The sequence below is a fragment of the Pseudobutyrivibrio ruminis AD2017 genome (genome assembly GCF_000424305.1).
Lineage (GTDB): Bacteria > Bacillota > Clostridia > Lachnospirales > Lachnospiraceae > Pseudobutyrivibrio > Pseudobutyrivibrio ruminis_B.
The window spans coordinates 59,865-86,000 of record NZ_KE384162.1 but is presented as its reverse complement, the minus strand read 5'-3'; the positions used below and the strand labels follow the sequence as shown (position 1 = coordinate 86,000).

Below are 26,136 nucleotides of genomic sequence, written 5' to 3'. Positions count from 1 at the left end.
AATCTATTTTCACTTAACCCAAAATGACCATTTAGTTAAGTGAAGCTTCTATCATTATGACTGCATGTCAAAGGTAGGCATGGCGTCTATCACATCCTGCAAAGGGCTCCAAGCCATAGCATCAAAATCATCCTCTTGGTTCTCTACTTCTTCAAAAAAGCCTATCTCATCATCTTCTGTATGTTCTTTTCCTTTATTTGCCCTAGCCTTTCGTCCCTCTTCAATCTCTTCATTGCTAGAAGGCAGATTAGTATATCCATCCGATTTTTTGAAATCCTTTATCACTTCATCTAGTGCGGCAACAATAGCTGCTTTATATGGATCTTTATCGGAAATTCCATTAACAGCATGAAAGATAATATCGTTTACCTCCTCTTTAGAGTTTGCATTTTCCAGCTGATGCTCTAGTGCTTCAGCCATTCTTCTTATTCTTAAATATTGCATATACAGCTCTTGATTGTGCTGTTTTAGATATGATTCTTCTCTGGAAGTCAGCTTTTTTCCACTTTTTATTTTTGCCTGGATTTTTTCCATCATTTTTGAATCATCTTCTTTGTTAGCCATAGTAGATTGTTCTTTAAGTCTTCTCACCACATCAGTAAGCTGATTTGATACATACTGGCCTGATTTGCTCTCATTATTTAATTTCATTGTGCCTAAATCAAAAGATATCTGCATAGCCTTCTCCTAATAAAAAAGGTTCATGGCATTTCATCCATGAACCTTAAACTTCCTTACATATTCAAATAGTTCTTACAACATTACCCCTTTGGCATTGTAATTGCCGGAGCCCATAGCAAGCGCTTTATTTATGATTGTATCGATTGAATCCACTGCACTAGCAATATTTTTATAATAGCTGGATGTGCTGCCAAGCAAAGCTTTTACATCCTCAGGCTTTGCAGCTGATAGCTTCTCCTGGTCTACGATAAGCTTGTTATCGCTTCCCATTTTGATTCCGATATTTTCAAAATCAGCCTTTTTAGCCTTGAAGGCCTCCACAAACTCAGTCTGAAAGCTTTTATTTAACGCCCCTCCACATTTGGTTAGGTTTGTTATAGCGCTGTTGTAGGCTGTAACAAAATTAGAAACACCCTTCAACAATCCAGCATTATCATATTCTTTTCCATTTTCAGCCTCGTATAAGGATTTGTCATCCATTTTTGAAAGAGCATCTAATAGATTTGTTGCAGATTTATCCACTGTTTTGTATTTACTGTTAGAGCCCTTAGATGAAAGCCCCATAGATTCCATCTTTCGCTGAAACTTCAAATCATTGCTTGAAATGATTTGGTCAATTAGAGCATTGCCACTCTTTTTACTGTTTAGCATCGAAAGCAAGCCTTGATTACTTTGATAATATTCCATTGAATTATGTATCGAACTCATCAAAACCCTCCTTACATCATTTGCTAAATCTTATATCGGAGAAGTAATGCCACAAATTAACCCCTAATGGAAATAAATTTATTTTGACTCTACAAGCTCGTCAAATTCAACCATAGCCTTAAACAAATCTCCATCTATCTCAAGCTTCAATATACCGCCCATGGATTCCACAAGACTTTTTGCAATAGAAAGACCAAGTCCATTGCCATCTGTGTATCTGGATCTGTCTCCTCTTACAAAACGCTCCATAAGCTCATCCGCAGATATGTTAAGCTCGTTTTTAGATGTATTTCTAAAGGTAAATCTGATTTTGCCCTCTGCCTTTTTCAAATCGATGTAGGCTCTTGTGTCAGCCTGGGCATATTTTACTATGTTAGACATAAGATTATCGAAAACTCTCCAAAGGTAGCGATTGTCAGCATTTAGATATATATCCTGGGATGGGAAATCAGTTACTACTGTAACCTTACCTGCCTCAAGTCTGTCAGTGAACTCACCTATAGATTGATTCAAAAGCACTACTGCGTTAATAGGTTCCATCGTAAATTTGATATTTCCAGTAGAAGCCTTTGATGCCTCAATCAAATCTTCAATGAGCTTTTTAAGGCGGGCTGACTGGCGGCTTAATACCTCTAAGTATTCCTTAGCCTTAGCATTATCTATCTTCTCTTTTTGCAGCAAATCAACATAGTTGATTATAGATGTAAGAGGAGTTTTGATATCGTGAGATACATTTGTAATAAGCTCTGTCTTCATGCGCTCTGATTTGGTTCGCTCCTCTAGGGCTACGTTGATTCCCTCCTGAATCTGATTCATTGCCATGGCGTGCTCTGCCATAAATAGTGGCATTCCATTAAGCTCTACCTTGGCAGATAAATCACCAGCTGCAAGAGATGTGGCTGTTTCTTTGATTCTTGCATAGCTAACTAAAAGCTTATGCAATACTACTGCAAATGCAATCTTTTCAATTGCCCAGAAAGGGGCTATACCAGTAGTATCTATTGAAGTCATGACAACAAAATACTCAATTATCGTAATTACGATAAAGATAGCCCATATTCTTCTGGTCCATTTGATATTCTTTCTAATTTTTATTGACTCCTGGCGTACCACCTCAAGCTTGCTTTTGAACCAAATTATAAACCTATATGCATAGGTATGCTTGAAGAATCGATGTAGCTTTACATTTACAGCTAAGTTTGCAGACCACATAAGCCCTATTGTCATCATGACAGCCGCAAATATTCCAAACACCGCAATTGTCATTCCTATAGAAAGATTGCACTCTCTCATATAAGAAGAACAGCTATATATAATTGCAAATATGATATATTCAAAGGTTAAAAACAGCCAAAACGCTGCATCGGTCCACATCCATCCTACCCAGCCTGTCTGGATTTCAGAAGAATTCTTTCTGTGACCTGCGGCACACATAAACAATACATAGCAAATAATCGAAAGCACAAATGCTAAAGCTGCCACTATCGGAAATACGAATTTCATATCCTCAGCAAAGCCTATAAACCATTTGGCCTGACCATAAAAATCAACATTACCATTGTATGGTGTCTTAGGGAAGCATACAAAAGTATACGCCTCAGTATCAGAGCTAGATTCATATACTCCAAATTCCGATACACTATCAAATGAAGCGTTTGCATCTACAATCTCAGATAGGGAGTCATGCATCGGTGAGAGATCTGCCACATATTTGCCAGATATCATAGCGCTCTCGCCCTCATCTGTATATATCTCAAAAACATACTTAGAATTAACATCCTCTAAAGTACCAAATGCCATATCATCTATATAAAGATAATCCTGACCGCCCCCACTTGTATCTGGAGTTACCTGTTCATCCTCTATTACATAGGTTGTCTCATCTTCTTCATTTGAAGAATCAGTAACTGCCTCAGGCACATTATTTTCCCATATTTTCTTATAAACAATATTAGCTGCTGAATTTAAATCATCATTACCTGATTCCTCATCTAACCCTGATTCCTCATCTAACCCATCTACTCCACAATAGTAATATTCATCATTTACCCCATAGAATTTACCATTGCTATAAACATACGCCTTCTGACCAATGGAATCATAGCCGATACCAGCAATCTGATATGTATTATAAACTTGATTATATCTATCAACTATCTGATTGCCTGACCATAAATCAAAAAATTTATCACTTAAAATAAACTCTGTGTCAGAACCAATGTGAAAAGTTCTTACATAGGCATTATCTGGCACTACGTTCTTACCAAAATTCTTATATTCATAAATGGACTCATCATCTAAATTCGTATTTTCGTTATAAGCGCCCTTTATGATTCCATAATAGCAGTTCATATCCTTTAGCTTATCTTTATTAAAGTCATCTTTGTAATCAGACAATGCTAAAGTGGCATATCCATTTCCTGCCATTCGGTTTACGCTATCATAAAACTCATCCTTCCTGCTTGAATATAATCCCAAGCTTTGAAAGAATGCACAAACCAGTAGTGATATCACACTGATAAATGCAAATATAGAACATCCTATACCAAGTAAAATCTTACTGAGATTATTATAAAATATTTTCATATCATCCTCCTGATGAATCAATCATCAATCTTGTAGCCGTGCCCCCAGACAGCCTTTAGGTATCTTGGGTTGGCACTGTCGTATTCTAATTTTTCTCTGAGATGTCTGATGTGGACTGCTACAGTGCTTTCCGCACCTATAACTGTCTCATTCCAAACCTTCTCGTAAATGTCCCGGGGTGAGAGAACTTCCCCCTTATGGGTCATAAGAAGTTTTAAAATGTCAAATTCTAATGGTGTAAGATTTACCAGTTCTCCATCCAAGGTAACTTCCTTAGATTTATCGTTAAGCTCGATACCACCAATTTTAAGAACACTATCATTGTCCTTAACTGTACCTGTAGATGCGCCAAGCAAAGTGTATCTTCTAATCTGAGATTTCACTCTTGCCATCAGCTCCACTGGATTAAAAGGCTTGGTTACATAATCATCAGCGCCGATAGTAAGTCCCATCACCTTATCAGCGTCCTCACTTTTTGCTGTAAGCATTATGATTGGCACATTGGAAAAGGTTCTGATTTCTGCCATGGCAGCGATTCCATCCATCACTGGCATCATCACATCCATGAGAATCAGCTTTATATCTGTCTGCTCCTTTAATGTGTCTACCGCTTCTCTTCCATTCGTTGCGCTAATTACATCAAAGCCCTCGCTCTTAAGATAAATCTGCAAAGCGGAAACGATATCTGGTTCGTCATCACAAATAAGAATTCTGTTCATGTTGTCTCCCTGTATATGTTGTGGCTTATGGATAAGCCTTATGATTAATCACAAATATATCTTATTGTATATTATTTTAAGTTCCAATAGGGTAAATTATTAAGATTTGTTTAAGAAAAAAGGGATTGCAGCTATGCAATCCCAAGCTAATCGTTATTTAGAATAAAGAGCCGTTAAGAATACGTCCAAGCTCTGAGTTTTGGTCAAGGATAATTACATTGTCATCCCCAACTAATGAATCCAAGGAATCAAGGCTTCTTACGAAATTATAGAAGCTTGCTTTCGCTGGATCATTGTAGGCCTCTGAAAGAATACGCATATATTCAGATTCTCCTTCACCTTCAAGGACATCTGCCTGCTTTTTAGCTTCTGCAACAGTTACAGTAACCTGTTTGTCTGTCTCATTTTTAATCTTCTGAGCTTCAGCGTCACCCTTTGCCTTGTAGCCTGCGGCAATATTATTTCTCTCAGAAATCATTCTTTCATAAACAGCGTTCTTATTATCCTCTGGAAGGTCAAGCGCCTTTATCTCGGCCTTGCCAATTGTGATTCCATACTGAGAAATGTCGGAATTAGATTCCTCTGTAATCTTCTTTGTGAGAGCACTACCGCGGGATGCGATAATCTCATCCTGTGTCATAGAAGAAATAGTCTTTTTAGTTGCATTATAAACTGCAGCCTCAATACGTTCATCTGCTCTGCCCTTAACAGCGTTAAGTGTCTGATAGTACTTTACAGGATCTGATACGTACCAGGTAACATAATTATCAGCAATCATAGATTTCTTGTCCGATGTAATAACATCAGAGGTAGGAATATCATATAAAATGTTTGCTGTATAAACTGAAATAGTATTTTGGATGAAAGGCACCTTGAAATGAAGGCCTGGCTTGTCCTCCACATATTGAACCTTTCCAAACTGAGCGATAAGTATGGCCTCATCCTCTCTAACACTGTAGGTAGATGAACCAAATATGATAAGTGCTGCAATGACAAGCACTATTGGTAAAATCTTTTTCATAATATTATTCTCCTTCCACCTCATCAGAAATTGCTGAATTCTTAGCAGTTGTTCCATCATTAAGGATAATCTTTGACTGACCATCTGTAATGATTACGCGAGTGTTAGGAAGAATCTCTTCAACCTTTTCAAAGAACATTCTCTTTTTTGTGATTTCTGGATACATTGAATACTGCTCGTACATCTTGTTAAACTTTGAAGCCTCACCGGTTGCTTCGGCAATTCTGGCTTCCTTAGATGCAGTGGCGTTTTGAACGATTTTATCTGCCTTTGCCTCTGCCTTTGGAATTTGCTCGTTCTGGTACTGCAATGCATTATTTTTTGCTGTGTCTGCTCCCTGCTTTGCAGTTTCAACAGCCTTAAAAGCAGCTATGATATCCTCTGTTGGAGGCTCTGAATCCTGGATTGTAATGTTTTGTACAGACAGACCTATATTTGTATCCTGTAAGGATTTAACCATATCCTCTTTGACTTCTTGCTCAATTAATCCCTTTGCAGTAGTCATGGCTTCATCAACAGTATAGTTAGAAACCACTGTTCTGATATTTGCCAAGGCAATGTTTTCTAAGATTTCTTCTGGAGCCTCTGAATTATAAAGATAAGCCACTGGATCAGACACCTTGTATTCCATATAAAAATCGATATTCAACAGGTTAAAATCAGAGGTAATCATAATTCCATCCTCATCAGAAGCAAAATCCTGAGTGTCATCATCAATGTAATATCCTATTCCTGTACCATGAGTTGTGATATCTACAGTCTGAAGTGACTGCCATGGAGCCTTGAAGTGCATTCCAGCTGTATCAACCCTTACAACCTTTCCAAACTGTGTTACAACACCATTCTTTTGTTCAGAAATAAAATAAACCGAGCGAAATGCTACTATGACAACTACAAAAACTATTAAGATTATCTTCCAATACGAAGAAATGTCTTTTATGCCATCCGTAACATTTTCTTTAAATTTGTTTTTCATACATCTATCCTTTCCCTAAAAAAACTACATAAAACATTATAACAAATGGGCTAATATACTTCCATAATAAAAACTCAAAAACTGCCTTAATGTCTATAAACAATAAGGCAGTCTATTATTTGTTTAAATTGGCACTTTGATTATTTGTTACTACAACGCTAAATCCACATGTGCTACAGTTCCAGCAGCACCGGTACTTTCCTTTAGATAAATTCCTGATTTTCTAAGAACCGCATCGGTATTTCCTATTCCATCCTTGTAGCTGAATTCTGTATCTATGTTTCCAAGATAAATGGCCCCAACATCAGCATCCTTCAGATTCAAAAGTTTGTCGTTACCTTCTTCATCCTTTGTCCATACCTTAAGCTTGTTAAAGATAGCATCATTTTCATCTATCCAGCCATTTTTGTCTTCATCATATTCTGAAAGGTCCTTAAAACCATCCCCAGATTTAGTTCCGAATAGTTCTGAGCCATCGTTAATTTTGCCATCTTCATTTTTATCCAACGCCAAAAATCCACTTCCATTTCCTGTAAATGAGATTTCATCCTCATCACCATCTGAATCAATATCAAATTTAAATTTTTGGTCTGAAATAGATGTTAAATTAGTATCCATGTTAATAACAAGCGGGTCTGTAAGAATCCTTGTATAGATTTCCTCTTTTAATGAATCAATTCTTTGAACGAGACTTCTTCCAAGAGTTACCTCTACATTAAAGCTTAGACTTCTTCCATCAGATGTCTGAACCTCACCTGTACTTGCAAAGGTGGTGTTTTCATATTCTAAGTGTGTGCCTGATGTAGCGGTAATCCTTTGCCACACCTGAGTACGAGATACTGACGCCATGGACGCTAAATTCAATGTTTTTGCTTCAGCGCCATTTACACTGAACTTTACTCCTTCTGCTTCACAGCTTCCTATAATCTTCCGTTGCCAAGCATTAAAGGATTTCAACTGATCAGACATTTTCTTCTCCACAGGACTACGTTTTCCATTTAGCAAATCCAAAATCTTTTTTACCAGACTAATTTGCAAATCCTCCATGTCCCACTGACTCATACCAGCATTTGCTTCCCGAATCTGCTTATCATGTTCTGCCATTTTATTGAACATTTTCTGCAAATTTTCTTTCTGTCTTTCCTTAGCTGCCTCTTCTTCATTTTTCTTTAACTGTTCAAGTGATTCTTTGTAAGATTTTTCCCCTTCTTCCGAGAGCTTCAAAACTGCACCAAGCGTATCCACATTCGCTCGTTGTTCAATTGTCAGCTGCTCTACATGGGTACTAGAATAAGAATTGTGACTAGATGCCATGTTTACATGGCTGTTTTCAATCTTCATAGCGGACTCCTTTCCACAAATAAAGAATATAAAAAAGTGCCAAACGCTTGAAGACCTTTGCACGTCCCTATGCCTGGTCTTCTTTAAATGTATCGGCACTCCTTTAATAAGTCTTTATAGTAAAAGTCCACTATGATGTTATTTTGTATTTATAGAACTTGCCACCCTTTTGAGCCAATCAAGCTCCCATTTAATTCGCACACTCAAAGCCTCTATCTGCTGATTTATAAGATTATCTATTGTCTCTTCCTTTGAAGCAAGAGCCTTCATAGTTTCTAATGATTTGTACATATCATCATATTGATTGACCTTATTGTTGTACTCGTTCATAAGCATTGAGGATATCTTGTGATTATCAATAATCTCAACTGATTTCTCATGAACCTGAGTCATCTTTTTATATAGTTCTTCTAATTTAGTTGTGTCCATTTATTTTATCCTTTAGTGTCAGGGGCTTTAAGATTGTCTAATTAAAATACTTAAGCAGCTCCTTGCAGCGTTCCATTGTCATTGTTGCATAGATATCATTGTAATCAACAGTTGCCTGGCTACCACCTAAATGCTCTGCGGTAGCTCTGTCAGCACTAGCGTCTCTATCCTTAAGCCACTGTCTTTGCTCCTCAAGAGCTTTGTTAAATGTAGCTTCATCTGTATTGTACTTTATTATTCTCCAGATATCATTAAGACACTCATCCGAAACTCTAATCTGATTTGATGTAGCCTCTACCATATCTGCAGTAGTAGCAGCCTCTGAAAGTTGGTCTGCATAATAATCATAGCTTTCTTTATATGTATTATAAGTACTCTCAGCATCTTCCTTAGGAGTCATTCTAGTATAGCTTGTAATACCCTGATTTTCATTAACATTTACAAGTGCGAGATTATCCAATGTATCCTGCTGATCTTGTGTTTCAATAAAAATCCAGCGCTGAACTTCCTCATCAATTTCTGAAACAGGCTTACCTGGCATATAGATTTCTATTTCATCTGCATTGTTAAGTGCATATGGGGTAACAGGAATGTATTTTACGCCATCTGCGATGTATTCACCATCATTATTTATAATGTTAATATCCTTCATGTGCATTTTATATGTGAATTCATCCACCTTTTGGATGTCTTCAAAATGCCCTTCATATTCACAGTAATAAAATGTTCCATCAGGATAACCATCACCGGTATCACCCATGTCAGAATCATGATAACTGCCGTGGAAGCTGCCATCCTTTTCAATATCAAAATCATCTTCCCATCCACCAGCACCGCTATAAAACGAATAACCATACTGTGCTAAATCCTCAAATGTTAATGTGGAATCATCATCTGCGACTTTTTCTAATTTGTTATCTTCAGCATTATTTGAATCCTTTGAAACCGTTCCAACATCAGTATTTTTTGTAGTGTTCTCAGTAATTTCATCTTTTGAATCACTATTTTTCACAAGATAATAAACACCACATCCTGCCACCAACACTAAAGCAACTATTATCAAAATAATGCTTATTCTTCTTTGCATTCTCTTCTTACGTCTTTTACTCATACATTAATCTCCTTCCGGATGCTAAAAAAACATCACCAAAATATTTTAATACAATGGTGATGCTTTTTCTACACTCATTCATTTTATGGAGCATAATTAAAGGCCCATCTAGATATTTAATTCTTTATTCCAATTGATATTACTATCTAGGAATCAATTATCATCGCAGGTAGTAGTCATTTTAAGATAGTCTACTATCTAAAAGTAATTTTGCTCTTACAGGTAGTAGCCCTATCACCTACAACTATTATCTATGCCATTTTTTTCTTCTCAGATAGTAATCATCCAACTGGCCATTACTATCTGTAAAAGGAATTTATTCTATAGATAGTAAGCCTCTGAAAAAGCACTACTATCTATACAGCTATCTCTCCGTCTAGATAGTAGTCGCTCCCAAAACCACTACTATCTATATTTCATTTTTAAGGCTCAGATAGTAGTCTCATCTAAAACTGTTACTATCTATTTATATTTTTCTTTAGAAAATAGTATTATTACGCTTAAACTTATACAAACTCATAGAACTTTACATTAGTAATCTTTTTATTTTCTCTTCTACAAGCTTAATATCAATTCCTATACCTTCAGCTTCCACCGACACTATAAGATTATCCCCTAGAAGTATTCCTGATTTTTCATATTTTGCCAGTTTTGCCAAATTCTTATCAGAATATGATTCATCAGAGGCCAATCCAAAATGTTCCCAGAAATATGTCTTTCTTTCTCTAATATTCAATAATGCAAAATCCGGATAGGCTTTACGTCCGTTGTACAACGTTATTTCTGGTTCATACTTATAAATCACTCCATACTTAGCAAATAAATCTGCCAAAATCTTTTCTGATTTTGAGCGAACCTCCTCCCCTTTGTTTGTAGTGTATGACACTGAAAAATCATATGAATTTTGCTCTCCTATATATTTTTTTCTCCATTCAGTTATAAATTCATCATCCGTTTTTTCAATTGGATTCACCAGTCGCTTTTTTCCATCAGCTAAAGACTCATAAGTCTCTTTTAAATAGGTTTCATTATACTTACATAAAAATCTTTCAATAGATTTTTCCTGTGCGTAAAGATTGGCAAGTAACTTTTCATAATATTCCTTTTGTGCCAACCGCTTTGCTAATTGTTTATCATCTGCCTTAATATATATTAAATCTTTAGAATCATCCCTATAATAATATTGATAGCATTTATTACTTTTCTTCTGCACTAATGTGTGGTTTATAATGTCAGAATAATTTTTAAGTTCTAACATAACCTTTTTCTTATGTTTTTTTACAATTTCTAATTCTTCTTCTAATTCTTTAACATTCATAAATATATCCTTTCGATCATTATTACTATCTAAAATGAATATTTCATATGAGATAGTAGCCATTCTCTTCTGCACTACTATCTATAATTAATTTTCCCTTACAGGTAGTAGCCCTATCACCTACAACTACTATCTATGCCATTTTTTTCTTCACAGATAGTAGTCATCCAACTGGCCATTACTATCTGTAAAATGAATTTATTCTATAGATAGTAAGCCTCTAAAAAAGCACTACTATCTATTTAGCTATCTCCCCGCTTAGATAGTAGTCGCTCTCAAAGCTACTACTATCTATATTTCAATCTTTAGGCTCAGATAGTAGTCACAGCTATACCTCCTACTATCTACACGCGCTCTTTCTACCACGGATAGTAACCATTGCAACAATAACAAAAAGCAAGATATCCTAATCCGGTTTTACGTATTCATCTATAACATCTGTGGTTACTTTTATGCGGCCAGAATTCATGGTGTAATATACTTTGCCTGCCGCGGATTCTAGTCGTTCGATAGCTTCAGCAGATGGATGGCCGTAGCGATTTACTTTAGCACAACTTATTACAGCCACATCAGGTGACAGCACTGATAAAAACTGCTCGTTTGTACTATATTTACTGCCGTGATGACTGACCTTTAGCAAATCAACATGCCCAACCTGACCACTGGCTGCTATAGCTTGTTCCTGTTTGGCACCGATATCTCCTCCGAAGAAGCCTAAGTAGTCACATTCTCCGTCACAGTCTTTATCGTATTCCATTAAAAGAGACAGTGATAAAGCGTTAATATCATCAGAGGTAATTCCATCAAATGGATATACGCATTTAAATGATAAATGCTTGGTGCCACAGATGTCGCCCTGACTCATGTAAACAATATTCGTTCCATTAGCCTGAGCCAAAGCAATAAGCTGGTTCAAGATATCTCCACTAGGAATCTCAGAAGAAAGTACGATATTATCAATTCTGTAGCCTGTGCTAAGAAGCTCTAGCACACCTGACACATGGTCCAAATCCATATGAGACAAAAACCAATAGTCTATATGACCTGCCCCTTTGAATTTCAGAAAAGGAAGCAGTGTATATTTTCCAACTGCATCAGAGCTTGTGCTGCCACCATCGATAAAAAATCTAACGCCATCTCCTGAGCTGATGTATATTCCATCACCTTGTCCCACATCAAGAATATCAACCTCAAAGCCCTGCTTTTCAGGAATCAACCATATCATCCCTGCAACAAAAAATAACACCATTACAACTGTAAGCTGCTTTTTGGCTGTTCTAAGTAGTACTCTAGGATTAGATTCCTCTTTAAGATTTGCATATATGCCTCTTATATATTTCTCAAGCTTAAACATATTGCATATAAGAGCCAGGGCAATGTAATAAATAATTGCAGCCAAAATACCATGCCTTCCAACCACAGCATTTGCTAAAGGTAGCTTTGAAAAAATTGTCGCAATCATTTCATCCAAATAAATGATTATATGAGTGAGTAATAGAATTCCATGACCCGCAGGAAAGACTAATAATCCTACAAATCCACCCACAAGTCCCACCAAAAGAAGGACTGGCATTAATGGTAAAATCAAGGTGTTTAATATAACTGAATATAAAGGTGCTTCGTAATAAAAATAAGTAACCAAAGGAAGCATGGACACGGTAATAGAAAATGAAAAAATAATGCTAGAACCCATCCACTGTTTAAATCTGATAAGAATGGGCTCCTTTTCATTGTAATCAAATCCATTATCGCTTATACGTAGTCTCCTTTTTCTACTACAAAAGCTTGTATACATTTTGTTCAATGGAATAACCAAATGCACTATTGCAAGTATTGCTCCAAAGGAAAATATAAAACTTGCATTTGTTAAATATAAAGGATTATCAAATAACAATAAGTCCGCCATAACTGCAAGAGCTGTCAGGCTGTCATAGCATTCTCCTAAAATATCAGCCAGAATATAAATCAAAAACATGCCTATAGCCCTAACTGAAGAAATACTTCCACCGGTCAAAAGGCCATACATAACTGCAATTACTCCAGCTACAATACCACTTGCCAAAAAGCTAATGCCTCTTGCCCTCAAGAACCTGTAAAAAGACATACATACAACTGAAATATGTAATCCAGACACAGCCATGATATGTGCAATGCCAACAAGCTGGAACAATAATTTCAGCTGACTATCCAGGTCACTTTTATTTCCTAAACAAACACTGCCAAGAAATCCAGCTTCCTCGCCAGGAAGAGACTTGCTGTAAACTGACATCACACCCTTGTTTAATCGGTACAGCAAATCAAGGCTAATTAATCTACCAGCCTTAACCGCCTTCACATCTGCCCCATCAACCATAAGATAATAACCTAGCGAATTATAATATGACCTTTCATCAAAGCCCCCTTCATTTCTGGGCTTTTGAAATAGCTTGGCAGTGCCTGTAATATTAACTTTACTTTTGTTTGGAATTTTATCGGAATCTAATTTAAATATGATAGAAATGTTTGTTAAGGTACCCTTTTCGCAGTAAATATCGGCATCCTTAACATAATAAATTGTCGAATCTTTTTTAATTTCCTTGCGGATAATATTACCTTGTACATCTATCCTGTCTCCATCAGCTATAACTGACGAAACAGTATTAACTTTTGCGTAGGCCCCTATGAAATCCAAGGGGCCATACACACTAAATGCAATAATAAAAACATACACCAAGGAAATTAAGCATAACTTTCTTCGCAAGCTTATTTCCTCCTAAAAACTATTCTTCAGGAACTACCTCGTCTTCAACGTATTCCTCAGAATAATCTTCATCTAAATACATTTGCTCATCATCATAATCAACTGGTTGTTCATTGATGATATCTTCGTTTCTAGAAATGGCTTTTGTTAAATCCATATCCGTATTAGATAAATGAGGTGTTTCACCATTAACCAAAATCTGAACCTGCTTAATATTATCAAGCTCAGTAAGTGAATTAACTACTGAATAAACAGTGACATTTTCTGTAACTCCAGCTACTGCAGTCTCAACCGCCGCATCAAAGTTTACAATGCACACACCGTTTTCCGATACTGTAATGGAATTAAGCTTAGAGCCATTTGGTAAAGCTGAAAGCAAGCCTTCAGTTTCCGGTCCTTTAAGAAGCTGATCCATAACAAGCTTTTCAAGAGTAACGTTTCTACTGTAATAAACCTCTCTCTTTTCAGGAACAGTGGATACACCATCTGCACTAGCAAAATATAAAGTAAGCTCTGTATGAAGCAATGAATCAGTTTCCTGTCCAAAATCTTCAATAAAGGTATCAGCAGTCATTGTTCCGATTGCCTCACCATTAGAATCTAAAAGAGGTGAATCATTTACAAATATAGAAACTGAATTAACGCCCTTTATCTGCACTAATGTCTTTACAATAGCAGCCCTAACCAATATTTCAGTGTAAGTATCTAATGATTCATAATCTCCTACTAAATACAGATTTAAGCTTTTATTGCTAAGCTCCCAGTTCTTAACAGTTACTCCTACAGGAATGGTGTTAATAATATCAATATCATCTGTATCTTTTGAAAGTTCATTTAAAGCCTCTGAGATTAAATCGTCTGTACTAACATTTTCGAAATTATAATTTACAGCTATGATGCCTGCCTTATCTGCTCTAACATAATAAATCTTTCCATTTGAAATAGCTGTTTTCTTTCCACATGCAGCAAAAGAAAGCATAAGAACAAATACCATCACAACAGAAAGCACACGATTAAGCTTTTTCATTTAGTGCACCTCCTTCTTGATGTAATTAAGAGGAACTCTAACATCAAATGTTGAGCCTTCTCCCAATGTAGAACGAACCTTGATTTCACCATTATGCATGGCAATTGAACTCTTTGTAATCGCAAGTCCAAGTCCTGTTCCACCTATTTCTCGTGAATGTGATTTATCCGCACGATAGAATCTTTCAAATATATGCTCTACAGAATCCTCTGGAATTCCAAGACCATTATCCTCTACCTTTATATAGAAGAATTGATGATCAGAATTCAGCGAAATATGCACCCAGCCACCCTGATTGTTGTATTTAATGGCATTCTCTACAAGATTAGTTATAACAAGTGTAAACTTAACCTCATCTACCTCAGCAACAACAGGTCTGAAGGATTCGTAAACAACCTGTACATCTGCTTTTTCAGCAATAGGCTTAAGTCTTTTAAGGATATGATCGATAAGCTCATTAATGTTTACCGCAGAAACATTAAGCTCTGCACCGCTCTTATCCATTCGAACCAAACTCAAAAGATCATTGATGATTTTGGTTTCTCTATCGATTTCATCACCAATGTCCATCATAAATTCCTTATACATTTCTATTGGCACATCCTCAGAACCATTAAGGGAATCTGCTAATACCTTCATGGAAGTAAGTGGTGTCTTTAATTCATGAGACACATTCGAAACAAACTCCTGTCTGGATTCATCAATAGAATGTAGCTTTCCAATAACCTCGTTAAACTTAGAAGAAATGTTTTCAATTTCAACAAAAGATGATTCTTCTGGAAGTAAGGTATCATATTCTCTAATGATTGAATCCAAAGAATTTGACATCTTCTTGAGAGGTCTTGAAAAATAAATCTGAGCAACTACGGCAATTATTATTGTAAGAGAAAAAATAACTACCGCTCCGATTAACATATAGGAAATGAAGGAATCCTCATTCTGTGTTAAATAATCCATGGATTTATTCATTACAAGAACGCCAACAATTTCTCCATCAGAATTAACAAGTGGCACTGACACAATCAGATAATTAGTGGCTTTGTCGTAATAATAAAGGGATTCACCCTGCATTGAATAGATAATATTTTCCCATATTACCGTCTTTCCAATATCAGCCATAAATGAATCTCTTACGATTTTAAGTGTGGAATTGATAATAAGAATTCTACCATTATAACTGTCAGCAACAGATTTAAATTCGTTATCTAACACTTCATTATCTTCACCTGTAGCGTAACCACTAGTTACAATTTGATTGTTATAGGAAATGGCTTGTGCCATAAGATTTGTACCATCAGTATGAATAGATACAGATTCGTATGCGCGCAAAGAAATAGGCACACATACCATAAATGGTATGATGCCTACGAGAATTATAATTAATGCAATCTTAAAACCTATACTGCGAAAAAAACTTAAGCTTAATCTATTTTTCATTTTAACTCACTTTACATATAGTAATATCCAACGCCCCATTTAGTACGAACGTACTTTGGTTCCTTTGGATTAGGCTCAATTTTTTCTCTGAGTCTTCTAACATGAACATCAACTGTTCTTTCATCTCCAGGATAATCCTCTCCCCAAATCTTATGAAGCAAGTCCTCACGAGAGAACACCTTCTTAGGATTTGTAACTAAAAGAAGAAGCATATCAAATTCCTTTGAAGTAAGGTTGTATTCTTCTCCAAGGATAGTAAGTCTACGATTGCTCTTATCTAAAACTAAATCACCATTCTCTATAATATTTTCTTCTGTATGCTGAGGAGCTACTGGCTGTCCTATTGCGGCTCTACGCATAATAGCCTTTATTCTGGCTTTAACCTCTAAAATGTTGAAAGGCTTAGTAATATAATCATCAGCACCGTATTCCAATCCTAAAATCTTATCCATGTCATCGCCCTTTGCTGTAAGCATGACAATAGGAACTGTAGAAAATTCTCTGATGCTTTGACAAACTTCAAACCCATCAAGCTTTGGCAGCATAACGTCTAGTAAAATCATGTCATAATGATTTGCTGTTGCAAGATCTAAGGCCTCCTGACCATCATAGGCACAATCTACTTCCATACCATCCTGCTCTAAAGAAAATCTAATTCCCTTTACTATGAGTTTTTCATCGTCTACAACTAATACCTTCTTAGCCATTTCTTTCCTCTATACCATTCTTAAATTTTGATAAATGAATTAATTTGATTGAAAATGCCATCTCCGATGCCTGTAACGTTTTTAATATCCTCAATAGATGAAAATGAACCGTTAGCATCGCGATATGCAATAATCTGATTAGCTTTTGACTGGCCAATACCTGGCAAAGCCATAAGCTCTGTAGCGGTGGCTGTATTAATATTTACAAGACCATCATCTGTTTCATTTGACTGTTCTTCCTGTTGCTTGATTTTTACAACTTCCTCTTCAGTATAAATGTACAGCTTTTGACCATCTTCTAAAAGTGCCGCTTGATTAATGTCACTGTCATCAGCTTCATCACGTAAACCACCTGCAGCTTCTATTGCTGCATAGACTCTGGAGCCTTCTGGAAGTTCGTAGACATCAGGCTTAACAACAGCCCCAGCCACCTGAACGTAGATTGTAGATGGAACTAAATCCTCCACTACCTTGTTTTCGTCGGCTTCTTCTTTAGCTTCCACAAGCTCAGTTGATTGAAAATATGATGCTTTGCCGCAGCCTGCGAATAAAAAAATGCTACAACAAGCAACACAGAATAGTTTTTTCATTAAATCTCCTTTCAAAATACCCAGGAGATTCCAATATCGTCTTGCTTATTGTAGCGAATTTTTTTATATATTACAAGAGTTTTACAAAAATGTGTCAAGTACTTTTTGTATTTTTTCCATAAACTCATCTACATCCTTCTTGGTGATTACAAGTGGTGGAAGTAATCTAAGGACATCAGAACCTGCAGACAAAACTACCAAGTGCTGTTCTAACAATGCTTTTGTCACAACATCCTTCACAGGAATCGTAAGAACCAGTCCCTGCATCAAGCCTAAGCCTCTTTTGCCAGTAACAAAATCATATTTTTCCACCAGCTTATCCAATGCATTTGAAAAATAAGGTGTGATTTCATTAACATGATCTATTATCTTATAGTCCTCAAACATATCAAACACCTGCGAAACAGCTGCGGTACAAAGAGGATTGCCGCCATAAGTTGTTCCGTGGTCTCCTGGGACTAAGGAATTTTCGGCCACTTCTTTAGTAACAGCAAACGCGCCAACAGGCACTCCGTTTCCTAAAGCCTTAGCAGTAGTAAGAATATCTGGCTTAATACCGTACTGCTGATATGCGTACATGCTTCCTGTTCTTCCCATTCCGCACTGAACCTCGTCAAGAATTAGAAGGATTCCTTCATCATCGCAAAGCTCCCTTACCTTTGAGATAAAATCCTGTTCTGCTGGATATAGACCACCCTCTCCCTGAACAGTCTCCATGATTATGGCGCAGGTATTATCTGAAAGATTAGCAAGTATGCTTCCAAAATCATTGAAGGTTGCAAATTTGACTCCAGACATCAGTGGATAAAATGGCTCCCTATAATGCTCTGTTCCTGTAACTGATAAAGAACCAATTGTACGTCCATGGAAGGAATTTTCCATAGCGATAATCTCATAATCCCCTGGGCCTTTTTTGTTATATGCATATTTTTTTGCTGTCTTTAATGCACCTTCTATTGCCTCGGCACCAGAATTTGTAAAAAACACCTTATCCATCTGTGATGCCTTACATAGTTTTTCTGCTGCCTCTATCATAGGCTGATGATAATAAAGATTAGATGTATGAGTAATTCTTTTTAGCTGAGTGATCAATGCATTCTCATAATCTTCATTGCCATATCCAAATGCCATTACACCAATGCCCGATGCGAAATCCAAATATTCTTCATCCAATTCGTCATATAGATGTACTCCCTTTCCATAGTCAAAAACTACTGGGAATCTATTGTATACATGAAACAAGCTTTCCTCGGCCTGCTCTATCATCTGCTTTTTATTCATTGTAATACCTCGTATCCTTGTCTCCTATGATTGCTGTTCCAATACCTTTGTTTGTAAAGATTTCAAGAAGTAAGCAGTGTGCAATTCTGCCATCCAAAATATGGACTCTTGAAACGCCCTGTTCAATTGCCTCAATACAATTATTTAATTTAGGAAGCATGCCACCACCGATAAATCCATCTCCAATTAAAGCCTTAGCCTCTTCCACTGAAAGCTGCGAAATTAATGTATCAGGATCATCCTTGTCCTTATAAACTCCCTCGATATCAGTAAGGAAAGCCAGCTTTTCAGCGTTAACTGCTTTTGCAATGGCGCAGGCTGCATCATCAGCATTGATATTGTAGGTTACGAAATTTTCGTCCATACCGATTGGACAAACGATTGGTAGGAAATCCTTTTCAAGCAAATCCATTATAATCTTAGGATTAACCTCTATTATTTCTCCAACAAAGCCAATGTCCTTTCCATCAGATAGCTTCTTTTCAACCTTTAAAAGCCCGCCGTCCTTTCCAGAAATGCCAATAGCATTTACACCAAGGGACTGCACATTTTGAACAAGAGACTTATTAACCTTGTTTAGCACCATTTCAGCAATTTCCATGGTAGGCTCATCTGTTTTTCTAAGACCGTTTACAAATTCTGGTGTCATGCCAGTTTTTTCAACCCACTTAGAAATCTCCTTGCCGCCACCATGAACAATGATAGGCTTGAAGCCAACCAGCTTTAGAAGTGTAACATCCTGGATAACCTGCTTTTTCAGCTCCTCATCCACCATTGCACTTCCACCGTATTTTACAACGATAATCTTGCGATTAAATCTTTGAATATAAGGCAAAGCCTCAATCAAAACCTCAGCTTTGTCCATTGCCTTATCCATTACCTTTTGCATACTTACGTCCATACCATCCTCCCTGTTAGCTGCGATAATCAGCGTTAATCTTTACGTAATCATAAGTTAAGTCACATCCCCATGCTGTAGCAGAAGCCCTGCCTTCATGCATATCTACATAAACTGTAACTGTATCTGCCTTCATAATCTTAAGAGCTTCATCCTCGTCAAATACTATAGGTGTACCCTTGTCAAAAACCTTTAATGTGCCATTAACACTCTTAAAGAAAAGCTCCACATCCTCCTGGTTGAAATCAGCACCAGAATAACCCATAGCACATAAAAATCTACCAAAGTTAGCATCACATCCAAAGATTGCTGCCTTTGAAAGATTTGAACCTACAATAGCTCTTGCCAAGGTTTTCGCATCTTCCTTTGACTTCGCATTTACGATAGTAGCTTCAAACAGCTTGCTTGCACCTTCGCCGTCAGCAGCCATCTTCTTTGCAAGAGTTTCGCATACAAAGGACAAGGCTTCCTTAAAAGTATTGTAAGCTGCGTCCTTTTCAGTAATCTTTTTGTTTTCTGCCAAGCCATTAGCCATGCAAAGCAAAGTATCATTTGTAGAAGTGTCACCATCTACTGTTATCATATTGAAGGTGTCTGCCACCACTTCGCTAACCGCTTCCTGCAAAAGAGATTTTTCGATTGATAAATCTGTTCCTAAGAAAGCAAGCATAGTACACATATTAGGATGAATCATGCCTGAGCCCTTGCTCATTCCACCTAAATGAACCATCTTGCCACCGATTTCAAACTCTACAGCAATTTCTTTATTAACAGTATCTGTAGTCATAATAGCCTTTGAAGCATCGCTGCCTGCTGCTATGCTTTCATCAAGCTTTGGTGCCATTGCCTTTACACCATCCACCAGCTTGTCCACTGGAAGCTGCATGCCGATTACACCAGTAGATGCAACTGCAACAGTATCAAATGGTATGTTAAGTGCTTCCTCTACACCTTTTGCTGTTGCCTCACAGGCATCAAAGCCTTCCTTGCCAGTGCAGGCATTTGCGATTCCAGAATTGATAACCACCGTCTGCATATTTTTGCCTGATTTTACAATATTCATGTCCCACTGCACACAAGCTGCCTTAACCACATTACTGGTAAAGGTTCCTGCACATACACATGGCACCTCAGAATAAACCATTGCCATATCAGTACGTCCCTGATATTTAATCCCAGCTGCATGGCTTGCTGCCTTAAACCCCGATGCTGCTGTTATTCCACCATTAATCTCCTTCATAATCTGCTCCTATTTATTAAATGCTATTATATTTTCATCGTTCAGGGTAAAATCGTATACATTCAAATCCTTTCGTTCTACCCACTGTTCTGCCTGCCAAAAACTATTTCCAAGTTGATTGTCAGTAAAGGCAACCAGTTGAATCTTTGTGATTCCTTCAGATTTAAGTCGTACCATAGCAGATGTAGCCATAGCCCTGCCGATTCCGTTTTTACGATAATTTTCGTGAACACATACATGATAAAAGCAGCCGTGTCTTCCATCATGTCCCACTAAAATGCTTCCGACGATTTTGCCGTCCGCAACTGCAACAACAGAAAGCCCTGGATTTCTGTCTAAGAAACGTTTTACACCTTCCTTAGAATCATCAATGCTTCGCATTGCAAATCCATGAATGGTAGTCCATAAATCATAGACCTCATCATAATCGCTGATATCCATAGTTCTGATTGTAAAATCCATATGGACTCCTAAATCTAAAGTTACGTTAAAAGAATCTTTTGTAATCATATTAGGTCCCTCCTAATTGCCGTTTTATGGAAACATTGGTGCAAAATCAAGTCCTGTTTTTTCATCTAAATCAAACAGTATATTCATGTTTTGAACTGCCTGGCCTGCAGCACCCTTAACTAAATTATCTAAAGCACCCATCATAATGATTCGACCAGTTCGTTCATCAATCTTGCAACTAACATCTACAAAATTGCTTCCCTCAACCCATTTGGTCTCTGGGCACTCGCCATAATCTAAAACTCTTACGAAAAATTCATCATCATACATATCGTGATATGCCTGCATCACATCCTCTTTTGTAGGAAGCTTGCCATTCTTATTAACAAGAGATGCATATTCTGTAACAAGGATTCCTCTATTCATTGGAACCAGATGTGGTGTGAAATTTATCAATATCTCCTTACCACAAGCGTAGCCTAACTGCTCTTCTATTTCTGGAGTATGTCTATGTGATGCAACTCCGTAAGCTTTTATGCTTTCATTAACTTCGCAATACAAATTAGGAAGCTTTGCTCCTCTTCCTGCACCGCTTGTTCCAGATTTTGCATCGATGATTAAAGTAGCTGGATCAATTAAACCTGCCTTAACAAGTGGATATGCTGTAAGTATTGAACAGGTTGTGTAGCAGCCAGGATTTGCAATAAGTCTTGCGCCCTTTTCTTTGTCTCTGTTTATTTCGCAAAGTCCATAGACTGCTTCATCTATAAACTGTGGACTCATATGCTTGATGCCATACCACTTTTCATATGTTGAAACATCCTTTATACGATAGTCCGCTGACAAATCAATAACCTTGCAATTATTCAGTATTTCTTCAGTAAGAACCCCTGCCAAATATCCCTGTGGTGTTGCTGCGAAAATCACATCAACCTGTTTAGAAAGCTCTAAAATGTTATCGTCCAAACACTTATCTTCAACAAGTGTAAACATGTTCTTGTATATAGAAGCAAATCTTTCATCTACATAAGATTTAGAACCGTACCACACTATCTCAGCTTCTGGATGACTATAAAGTAGTCTTACAATTTCCGCTCCAGCGTATCCAGTCGCTCCAATAATTCCAACTTTAATCATAGCGAATTGTCCTCCAAATGAAATGTCATGAGTAAATTGTAGTACAACACTTTCACGAAGTAAAGTGTTGCAACGCAATTTTATAAATTAAATTTGCATAAATATACACCGTGATTCCATGTAAATCGATGTCAATTTTAACAAATATCATTTTTATGCATATATTTTGCATATATTTGCACTTGAATTTCAAACTTTAATGTAGTAAAGTATGTATCAACAAGTCGAAAGGCTTACAGGGAGATTTTTATAAAACATAAATAAAGGAGATAAAAAATGGCACAAGAAAAAGTAATTTTAGCTTATTCAGGCGGACTCGACACAACAGCCATCATTCCATGGCTCAAGGAAAACTACAATTATGAAGTTATCTGCTGCTGTATTGATTGCGGTCAGGGCGACGAACTGGACGGACTTGAAGAACGAGCTAAGCTTTCGGGAGCATCAAAGCTTTATATTGAAGATATTGTTGATGATTTCTGTGATAACTACATCGTTCCATGTGTACAGGCAGGAGCTGTTTACGAAAACAAATACTTACTTGGTACTGCAATGGCTAGACCTGGTATTGCAGCAAAGCTTGTAGAGATTGCCCGAAAAGAAGGCGCCACTGCAATCTGCCATGGTGCTACAGGTAAAGGAAACGACCAGATTCGTTTCGAACTTGGTATCAAAGCACTTGCTCCAGATATTAAGATTATTGCTGCATGGCGTAGTGACAAGTGGACTCTTCAGTCACGTCAGGATGAGATTGACTACTGCAAGGCTCATGGCATTGACTTACCATTTTCTGCAGACCAGTCCTACAGCCGTGACAGAAACTTATGGCACATCAGCCACGAGGGACTTGAGCTTGAAGACCCAGCTGTGGAGCCAAACTACGATCACCTTCTTGTACTTACTACTCCACCAGAGAAAGCTCCTGAAACACCTGAATATGTTACACTCACTTTTGAAAAGGGTGTTCCTACATCTGTAAACGGAAAGAAAATGAAGGTAAGTGATATTATCAAAGAGCTTAATGTTATTGGTGGCCGCAACGGAATCGGCATCATAGACATTGTAGAAAACCGTGTTGTTGGTATGAAGTCACGTGGCGTGTACGAAACACCAGGCGGAACTATTCTTATGGAAGCTCACGAACAGCTTGAAGAGCTTATCCTCGACCGCGCGACATTAGAGGTTAAGAAAGAAATGGGTGCTAAGCTTGCACAGGTTTGCTATGAAGGCAAATGGTTCACACCACTTTGTGATGCTATCCAGGCCTTCGTAAAATCAACCCAGGAATACGTTACTGGAGAAGTAAAAATCAAGCTTTACAAGGGCAACATCATCAAAGCAGGCACTACTTCACCATACTCACTCTACTCAGAGTCACTTGCATCCTTCACAACTGGTGACCTTTACGACCACCACGACGCAGAAGGCTTCATCACACTCTGGGGCCTCCCACTAAAGGTTCGTGCCCTCAAGCTTCAGGAAAATAAGTAAAATAAAAACACTATGTAGCATAAAACCTACATAGTGTTTTTTTAATCTCTAGACTCGCATACGATTAGGTAGCCCTCGGCCACGTGGATGGTGGCGAAGTCGTCTACGATTTCGTTGCTGACTGTGAGGGTGTTGAAGCCCTCAAGGGTAGCACGATGAAGTGGGTATTTGAAGCCCTTCATGGTGACACCATCTGCTATGCCTGCGTATGGAAATACGGATATGTATTTGCCGAATTGGTTGCCCTTTTCCAGTTCAAGAGTCCAACCTGGGGCAAGCATTAGGATGTAGTTGCGCTCGTCCACAAGGATAACATCACGGTCGTGCTTTAGGCCAAGACCAAGAAGGTTGATGTTTCCCAGGGTGTGGTCAATACGAGCGCCGGTGCCTCCTAAGATGTATATTTCATCAGTATTTTTAGTACGTTTAATAGCCAGGCATAAAGCAAATTCGGTGTCTGTATCATCCTTGATAGGATTAAGCTTTATCACTTCAGCGCCTGTGTCTTCTATTTTCTTGTATGCATCATCTGAAATAGAATCAAAATCGCCTACAACAATATCTGGATTAACTCCTAGCGATAAGCAGGATTCAAAACCACTGTCGCAAGCAATAAATAAAGTCTTATCAAATGAGTGGTCTGCTATAAATCCCTTTGCAAAGTCAGGATTAAGCGTGCCTCCTGCAATTATAAAAACTATCATCGCATTTTCTCCAATAGTGCTTCGGCGTTAGCTTTAACATCTCCTTTGAATACGGCTGAGCCTGCAACGATAATATTGGCGCCTGCATCAAGGGCAGCATCGATAGTGTCGATATTAATTCCACCATCAACCTCAATATCAATCTTTGCTCCAACCTGATTACAAAGGTCTGTAAGCTCACGAACCTTATGAATAGTATAAGGTATAAGCTTCTGGCCTCCAAAGCCAGGGTTAACTGTCATAATAAGAACCATATCTACCTTATCAAGAACGTGCTTGATTGTAGAAACTGGTGTAGCAGGATTAAGTGCAACGCCTGCCATGGCGCCACATGACTTAATCAAATCAATAGTAGCATCAAGATGCTTGCATGCTTCTGCATGAACTGTAATAATGTCAGCCCCTGCCTCAGCAAACTCCCTAATGTATCTTTCTGGGTCAACTATCATTAGATGAACATCAAATAACCTGTCAGTGTACTTACGAATGCTCTTAAGTACTGGCATTCCATAGCTGATACTTGGCACAAAAACCCCGTCCATTACATCAAAATGAACATATTGTGCGCCAGCCTCATCGATAAGCTCAAGCTGTTCCTTTAATACCCCGAAATCAGCCGATAAAATTGATGGTGCTAAGCATTTTTCCATATTAATCACCTATACTTGTTATTCCTTTCGTTTACCATTTCCCCATAAATCTGCAAATAGTTTTCATATCTGCTTGCTGCTATTTCTCCATTTGTAACAGCATCCTTAACCCCACATTTTGGTTCCTTGTCATGGGCGCAACCTGTAAACTTACAGTTAGAAGCCGGTTCAATAAACTCTGGAAATAGCGTATATAAATCAACCGGTTCCATTTTAGGAACAAATAAAGACGAGAACCCAGGTGTATCCATAATGTATGTATCTTCACCAAGATACAAAAGCTCTGAATGTCTGGTTGTATGCTTTCCTCGGCCAATCTTCTCAGAAACTTCTCCAGTCTCCATGGAATGACCTTCTGTAAGCATATTTACAATTGAGCTTTTTCCAACACCTGATGGTCCGGCAACGGTTGATGTTTTACCATGTAACACTTTCCTGATTTCATCAATACCATTATTCTGCTTTGCGGAACAAAAGATTACCTTGTATCCTGCTCTTTCATAGGTATTACGCATTAATAATTCAAAACCATCATCTGCAATATCTTCCTTGTTAAAACAGATAACAATTGGAAGTTCCTGCTCTTCCATCATACATAAGAATCTGTCCAAAAGATTAAGATTTGGCTCAGGATTCTTAGTAGCAAAAATGAGCAATGCCTGATCTACGTTCGCCACAGCAGGTCTGATAAGCTCAGACTTGCGAGGCAGTAGCTTTACTACATTGCCCGTTTTTTCCTCTTCAGAGATGACGTCTATTTCAACGTCATCTCCTACTAAAGGTTTTATCTTTTCTTTTCTGAAGGCTCCTTTTGCTTTACATTCGTAGATTCCAAAATCTACAACGTAAACATAATAGAAGCCCGCAATTCCTTTGATTATCTTTCCTGTCATA

The 26,136-nt window shown here is 37.6% G+C and carries 24 protein-coding genes; 1 reads left to right on the top strand and 23 read right to left on the bottom strand.

The features are described 5' to 3' along the window. Positions 1-54 precede the first annotated feature (54 nt). The 20 genes from G611_RS15460 to argC all read right to left on the bottom strand — a co-directional run bounded on the left by G611_RS15460 (position 55) and on the right by argC (position 22,397). Positions 55-678: a hypothetical protein gene (locus G611_RS15460; RefSeq protein WP_051195222.1), complete on the bottom strand. Its 624-nt coding sequence runs from the start codon at positions 676-678 to the stop codon at positions 55-57. 75 nt (positions 679-753) lie between these two features. Then, a complete protein-coding gene (locus G611_RS0110535) occupies positions 754-1,389 on the bottom strand; it encodes a hypothetical protein (protein ID WP_155942287.1) in 636 nt (211 codons plus the stop codon). 78 nt (positions 1,390-1,467) lie between these two features. Continuing rightward, the gene (locus G611_RS15455; protein WP_051195221.1) at positions 1,468-3,975 is read right to left on the bottom strand and encodes a sensor histidine kinase; all 2,508 of its coding nucleotides are present in this window, start codon (positions 3,973-3,975) and stop codon (positions 1,468-1,470) included. A 17-nt stretch (positions 3,976-3,992) separates the two neighbouring features. Beyond that, on the bottom strand, positions 3,993-4,694 hold the full coding sequence (locus G611_RS0110525; RefSeq protein WP_028243568.1) for a response regulator transcription factor: 702 nt from the start codon (positions 4,692-4,694) through the stop codon (positions 3,993-3,995). 157 nt (positions 4,695-4,851) lie between these two features. After that, positions 4,852-5,715 carry a protease modulator HflC gene (gene hflC / locus G611_RS0110520; protein WP_028243567.1) on the bottom strand — a complete coding sequence of 288 codons (864 nt, stop codon included), beginning with the start codon at positions 5,713-5,715 and terminating at the stop codon, positions 4,852-4,854. Between the two features lie 4 nt (positions 5,716-5,719). Continuing rightward, positions 5,720-6,691, bottom strand: a complete 972-nt coding sequence (gene hflK, locus G611_RS14705; RefSeq protein ID WP_051195220.1) for an FtsH protease activity modulator HflK — start codon at positions 6,689-6,691, stop codon at positions 5,720-5,722. Positions 6,692-6,841: 150 nt separating this feature from the next. After that, positions 6,842-8,032 carry a hypothetical protein gene (locus tag G611_RS15450; RefSeq protein WP_051195219.1) on the bottom strand — a complete coding sequence of 397 codons (1,191 nt, stop codon included), beginning with the start codon at positions 8,030-8,032 and terminating at the stop codon, positions 6,842-6,844. A gap of 138 nt (positions 8,033-8,170) precedes the next feature. Then, complete coding sequence (locus tag G611_RS0110505) at positions 8,171-8,461, bottom strand: hypothetical protein (RefSeq protein WP_028243566.1); 291 nt, start codon at positions 8,459-8,461, stop codon at positions 8,171-8,173. A 37-nt stretch (positions 8,462-8,498) separates the two neighbouring features. After that, positions 8,499-9,572 carry a lysozyme inhibitor LprI family protein gene (locus G611_RS14695; protein WP_051195218.1) on the bottom strand — a complete coding sequence of 358 codons (1,074 nt, stop codon included), beginning with the start codon at positions 9,570-9,572 and terminating at the stop codon, positions 8,499-8,501. 526 nt (positions 9,573-10,098) lie between these two features. Beyond that, positions 10,099-10,953 (bottom strand): hypothetical protein, encoded by an 855-nt coding sequence (locus tag G611_RS0110495; RefSeq protein WP_028243565.1) that lies wholly within the window; start codon positions 10,951-10,953, stop codon positions 10,099-10,101. Positions 10,954-11,296: 343 nt separating this feature from the next. Continuing rightward, positions 11,297-13,630 carry a DNA internalization-related competence protein ComEC/Rec2 gene (locus tag G611_RS0110490; protein WP_028243564.1) on the bottom strand — a complete coding sequence of 778 codons (2,334 nt, stop codon included), beginning with the start codon at positions 13,628-13,630 and terminating at the stop codon, positions 11,297-11,299. A gap of 19 nt (positions 13,631-13,649) precedes the next feature. After that, entirely contained in the window at positions 13,650-14,657 is a 1,008-nt protein-coding gene (locus G611_RS14690) for a GerMN domain-containing protein (protein ID WP_051195217.1), read from the bottom strand. Next, positions 14,658-16,094 carry a sensor histidine kinase gene (locus G611_RS0110480; protein ID WP_028243563.1) on the bottom strand — a complete coding sequence of 479 codons (1,437 nt, stop codon included), beginning with the start codon at positions 16,092-16,094 and terminating at the stop codon, positions 14,658-14,660. Between the two features lie 11 nt (positions 16,095-16,105). Beyond that, complete coding sequence (locus tag G611_RS0110475; protein WP_028243562.1) at positions 16,106-16,801, bottom strand: response regulator transcription factor; 696 nt, start codon at positions 16,799-16,801, stop codon at positions 16,106-16,108. A 20-nt stretch (positions 16,802-16,821) separates the two neighbouring features. Next, entirely contained in the window at positions 16,822-17,391 is a 570-nt protein-coding gene (locus tag G611_RS14685) for a ComEA family DNA-binding protein (RefSeq protein ID WP_051195216.1), read from the bottom strand. Between the two features lie 81 nt (positions 17,392-17,472). Next, complete coding sequence (locus G611_RS0110465) at positions 17,473-18,672, bottom strand: aspartate aminotransferase family protein (protein WP_028243561.1); 1,200 nt, start codon at positions 18,670-18,672, stop codon at positions 17,473-17,475. Next, on the bottom strand, positions 18,665-19,573 hold the full coding sequence (argB, locus tag G611_RS0110460) for an acetylglutamate kinase (RefSeq protein WP_242824277.1): 909 nt from the start codon (positions 19,571-19,573) through the stop codon (positions 18,665-18,667). The genes G611_RS0110465 and argB overlap by 8 nt, the downstream gene beginning before the upstream one ends. Positions 19,574-19,586: 13 nt before the next feature. Beyond that, positions 19,587-20,810: a bifunctional glutamate N-acetyltransferase/amino-acid acetyltransferase ArgJ gene (argJ, locus tag G611_RS0110455; RefSeq protein ID WP_028243559.1), complete on the bottom strand. Its 1,224-nt coding sequence runs from the start codon at positions 20,808-20,810 to the stop codon at positions 19,587-19,589. 9 nt (positions 20,811-20,819) lie between these two features. Continuing rightward, positions 20,820-21,320: a GNAT family N-acetyltransferase gene (locus G611_RS0110450; protein WP_242824276.1), complete on the bottom strand. Its 501-nt coding sequence runs from the start codon at positions 21,318-21,320 to the stop codon at positions 20,820-20,822. A 24-nt stretch (positions 21,321-21,344) separates the two neighbouring features. Beyond that, a complete protein-coding gene (gene argC / locus G611_RS0110445; RefSeq protein WP_028243557.1) occupies positions 21,345-22,397 on the bottom strand; it encodes an N-acetyl-gamma-glutamyl-phosphate reductase in 1,053 nt (350 codons plus the stop codon). A gap of 276 nt (positions 22,398-22,673) precedes the next feature. Between argC and G611_RS0110440 the strand changes: the two genes are divergently transcribed. Further along, on the top strand, positions 22,674-23,888 hold the full coding sequence (locus G611_RS0110440) for an argininosuccinate synthase (protein ID WP_028243556.1): 1,215 nt from the start codon (positions 22,674-22,676) through the stop codon (positions 23,886-23,888). A gap of 41 nt (positions 23,889-23,929) precedes the next feature. Here G611_RS0110440 and G611_RS0110435 read toward each other — a convergent pair whose 3' ends face one another. The 3 genes from G611_RS0110435 to rsgA are packed head-to-tail and all read right to left on the bottom strand — an operon-like array spanning position 23,930 to position 26,135. Next, complete coding sequence (locus G611_RS0110435; protein WP_028243555.1) at positions 23,930-24,592, bottom strand: thiamine diphosphokinase; 663 nt, start codon at positions 24,590-24,592, stop codon at positions 23,930-23,932. Continuing rightward, positions 24,589-25,242, bottom strand: a complete 654-nt coding sequence (gene rpe / locus G611_RS0110430) for a ribulose-phosphate 3-epimerase (protein WP_028243554.1) — start codon at positions 25,240-25,242, stop codon at positions 24,589-24,591. Before rpe ends, G611_RS0110435 begins: the two co-directional genes overlap by 4 nt. A 5-nt stretch (positions 25,243-25,247) precedes the next feature. Next, a complete protein-coding gene (rsgA, locus tag G611_RS0110425) occupies positions 25,248-26,135 on the bottom strand; it encodes a ribosome small subunit-dependent GTPase A (protein WP_028243553.1) in 888 nt (295 codons plus the stop codon). Position 26,136: the final 1 nt, after the last annotated feature.

Bases quoted from the DNA above. Each gene is read 5' to 3' on its own strand.
- G611_RS0110440 (WP_028243556.1), top strand. From the start codon at position 22,674: ATGGCACAAGAAAAAGTAATTTTAGCTTATTCAGGCGGACTCGACACA.
- G611_RS15455 (WP_051195221.1), bottom strand. From the start codon at position 3,975: ATGAAAATATTTTATAATAATCTCAGTAAGATTTTACTTGGTATAGGA.
- hflC (WP_028243567.1), bottom strand. From the start codon at position 5,715: ATGAAAAAGATTTTACCAATAGTGCTTGTCATTGCAGCACTTATCATA.
- G611_RS14690 (WP_051195217.1), bottom strand. From the start codon at position 14,657: ATGAAAAAGCTTAATCGTGTGCTTTCTGTTGTGATGGTATTTGTTCTT.
- G611_RS0110435 (WP_028243555.1), bottom strand. From the start codon at position 24,592: ATGATAGTTTTTATAATTGCAGGAGGCACGCTTAATCCTGACTTTGCA.
- rsgA (WP_028243553.1), bottom strand. From the start codon at position 26,135: ATGACAGGAAAGATAATCAAAGGAATTGCGGGCTTCTATTATGTTTAC.
- G611_RS0110505 (WP_028243566.1), bottom strand. From the start codon at position 8,461: ATGGACACAACTAAATTAGAAGAACTATATAAAAAGATGACTCAGGTT.
- rpe (WP_028243554.1), bottom strand. From the start codon at position 25,242: ATGGAAAAATGCTTAGCACCATCAATTTTATCGGCTGATTTCGGGGTA.
- G611_RS0110480 (WP_028243563.1), bottom strand. From the start codon at position 16,094: ATGAAAAATAGATTAAGCTTAAGTTTTTTTCGCAGTATAGGTTTTAAG.
- G611_RS0110525 (WP_028243568.1), bottom strand. From the start codon at position 4,694: ATGAACAGAATTCTTATTTGTGATGACGAACCAGATATCGTTTCCGCT.
- G611_RS14685 (WP_051195216.1), bottom strand. From the start codon at position 17,391: ATGAAAAAACTATTCTGTGTTGCTTGTTGTAGCATTTTTTTATTCGCA.
- G611_RS0110465 (WP_028243561.1), bottom strand. From the start codon at position 18,672: ATGAATAAAAAGCAGATGATAGAGCAGGCCGAGGAAAGCTTGTTTCAT.
- G611_RS0110450 (WP_242824276.1), bottom strand. From the start codon at position 21,320: ATGATTACAAAAGATTCTTTTAACGTAACTTTAGATTTAGGAGTCCAT.
- argJ (WP_028243559.1), bottom strand. From the start codon at position 20,810: ATGAAGGAGATTAATGGTGGAATAACAGCAGCATCGGGGTTTAAGGCA.
- G611_RS15460 (WP_051195222.1), bottom strand. From the start codon at position 678: ATGCAGATATCTTTTGATTTAGGCACAATGAAATTAAATAATGAGAGC.
- G611_RS14695 (WP_051195218.1), bottom strand. From the start codon at position 9,572: ATGAGTAAAAGACGTAAGAAGAGAATGCAAAGAAGAATAAGCATTATT.
- G611_RS0110535 (WP_155942287.1), bottom strand. From the start codon at position 1,389: ATGAGTTCGATACATAATTCAATGGAATATTATCAAAGTAATCAAGGC.
- G611_RS0110495 (WP_028243565.1), bottom strand. From the start codon at position 10,953: ATGGCTACTATCTCATATGAAATATTCATTTTAGATAGTAATAATGAT.
- G611_RS0110475 (WP_028243562.1), bottom strand. From the start codon at position 16,801: ATGGCTAAGAAGGTATTAGTTGTAGACGATGAAAAACTCATAGTAAAG.
- hflK (WP_051195220.1), bottom strand. From the start codon at position 6,691: ATGAAAAACAAATTTAAAGAAAATGTTACGGATGGCATAAAAGACATT.
- argC (WP_028243557.1), bottom strand. From the start codon at position 22,397: ATGATTAAAGTTGGAATTATTGGAGCGACTGGATACGCTGGAGCGGAA.
- argB (WP_242824277.1), bottom strand. From the start codon at position 19,573: ATGGACGTAAGTATGCAAAAGGTAATGGATAAGGCAATGGACAAAGCT.
- G611_RS15450 (WP_051195219.1), bottom strand. From the start codon at position 8,032: ATGAAGATTGAAAACAGCCATGTAAACATGGCATCTAGTCACAATTCT.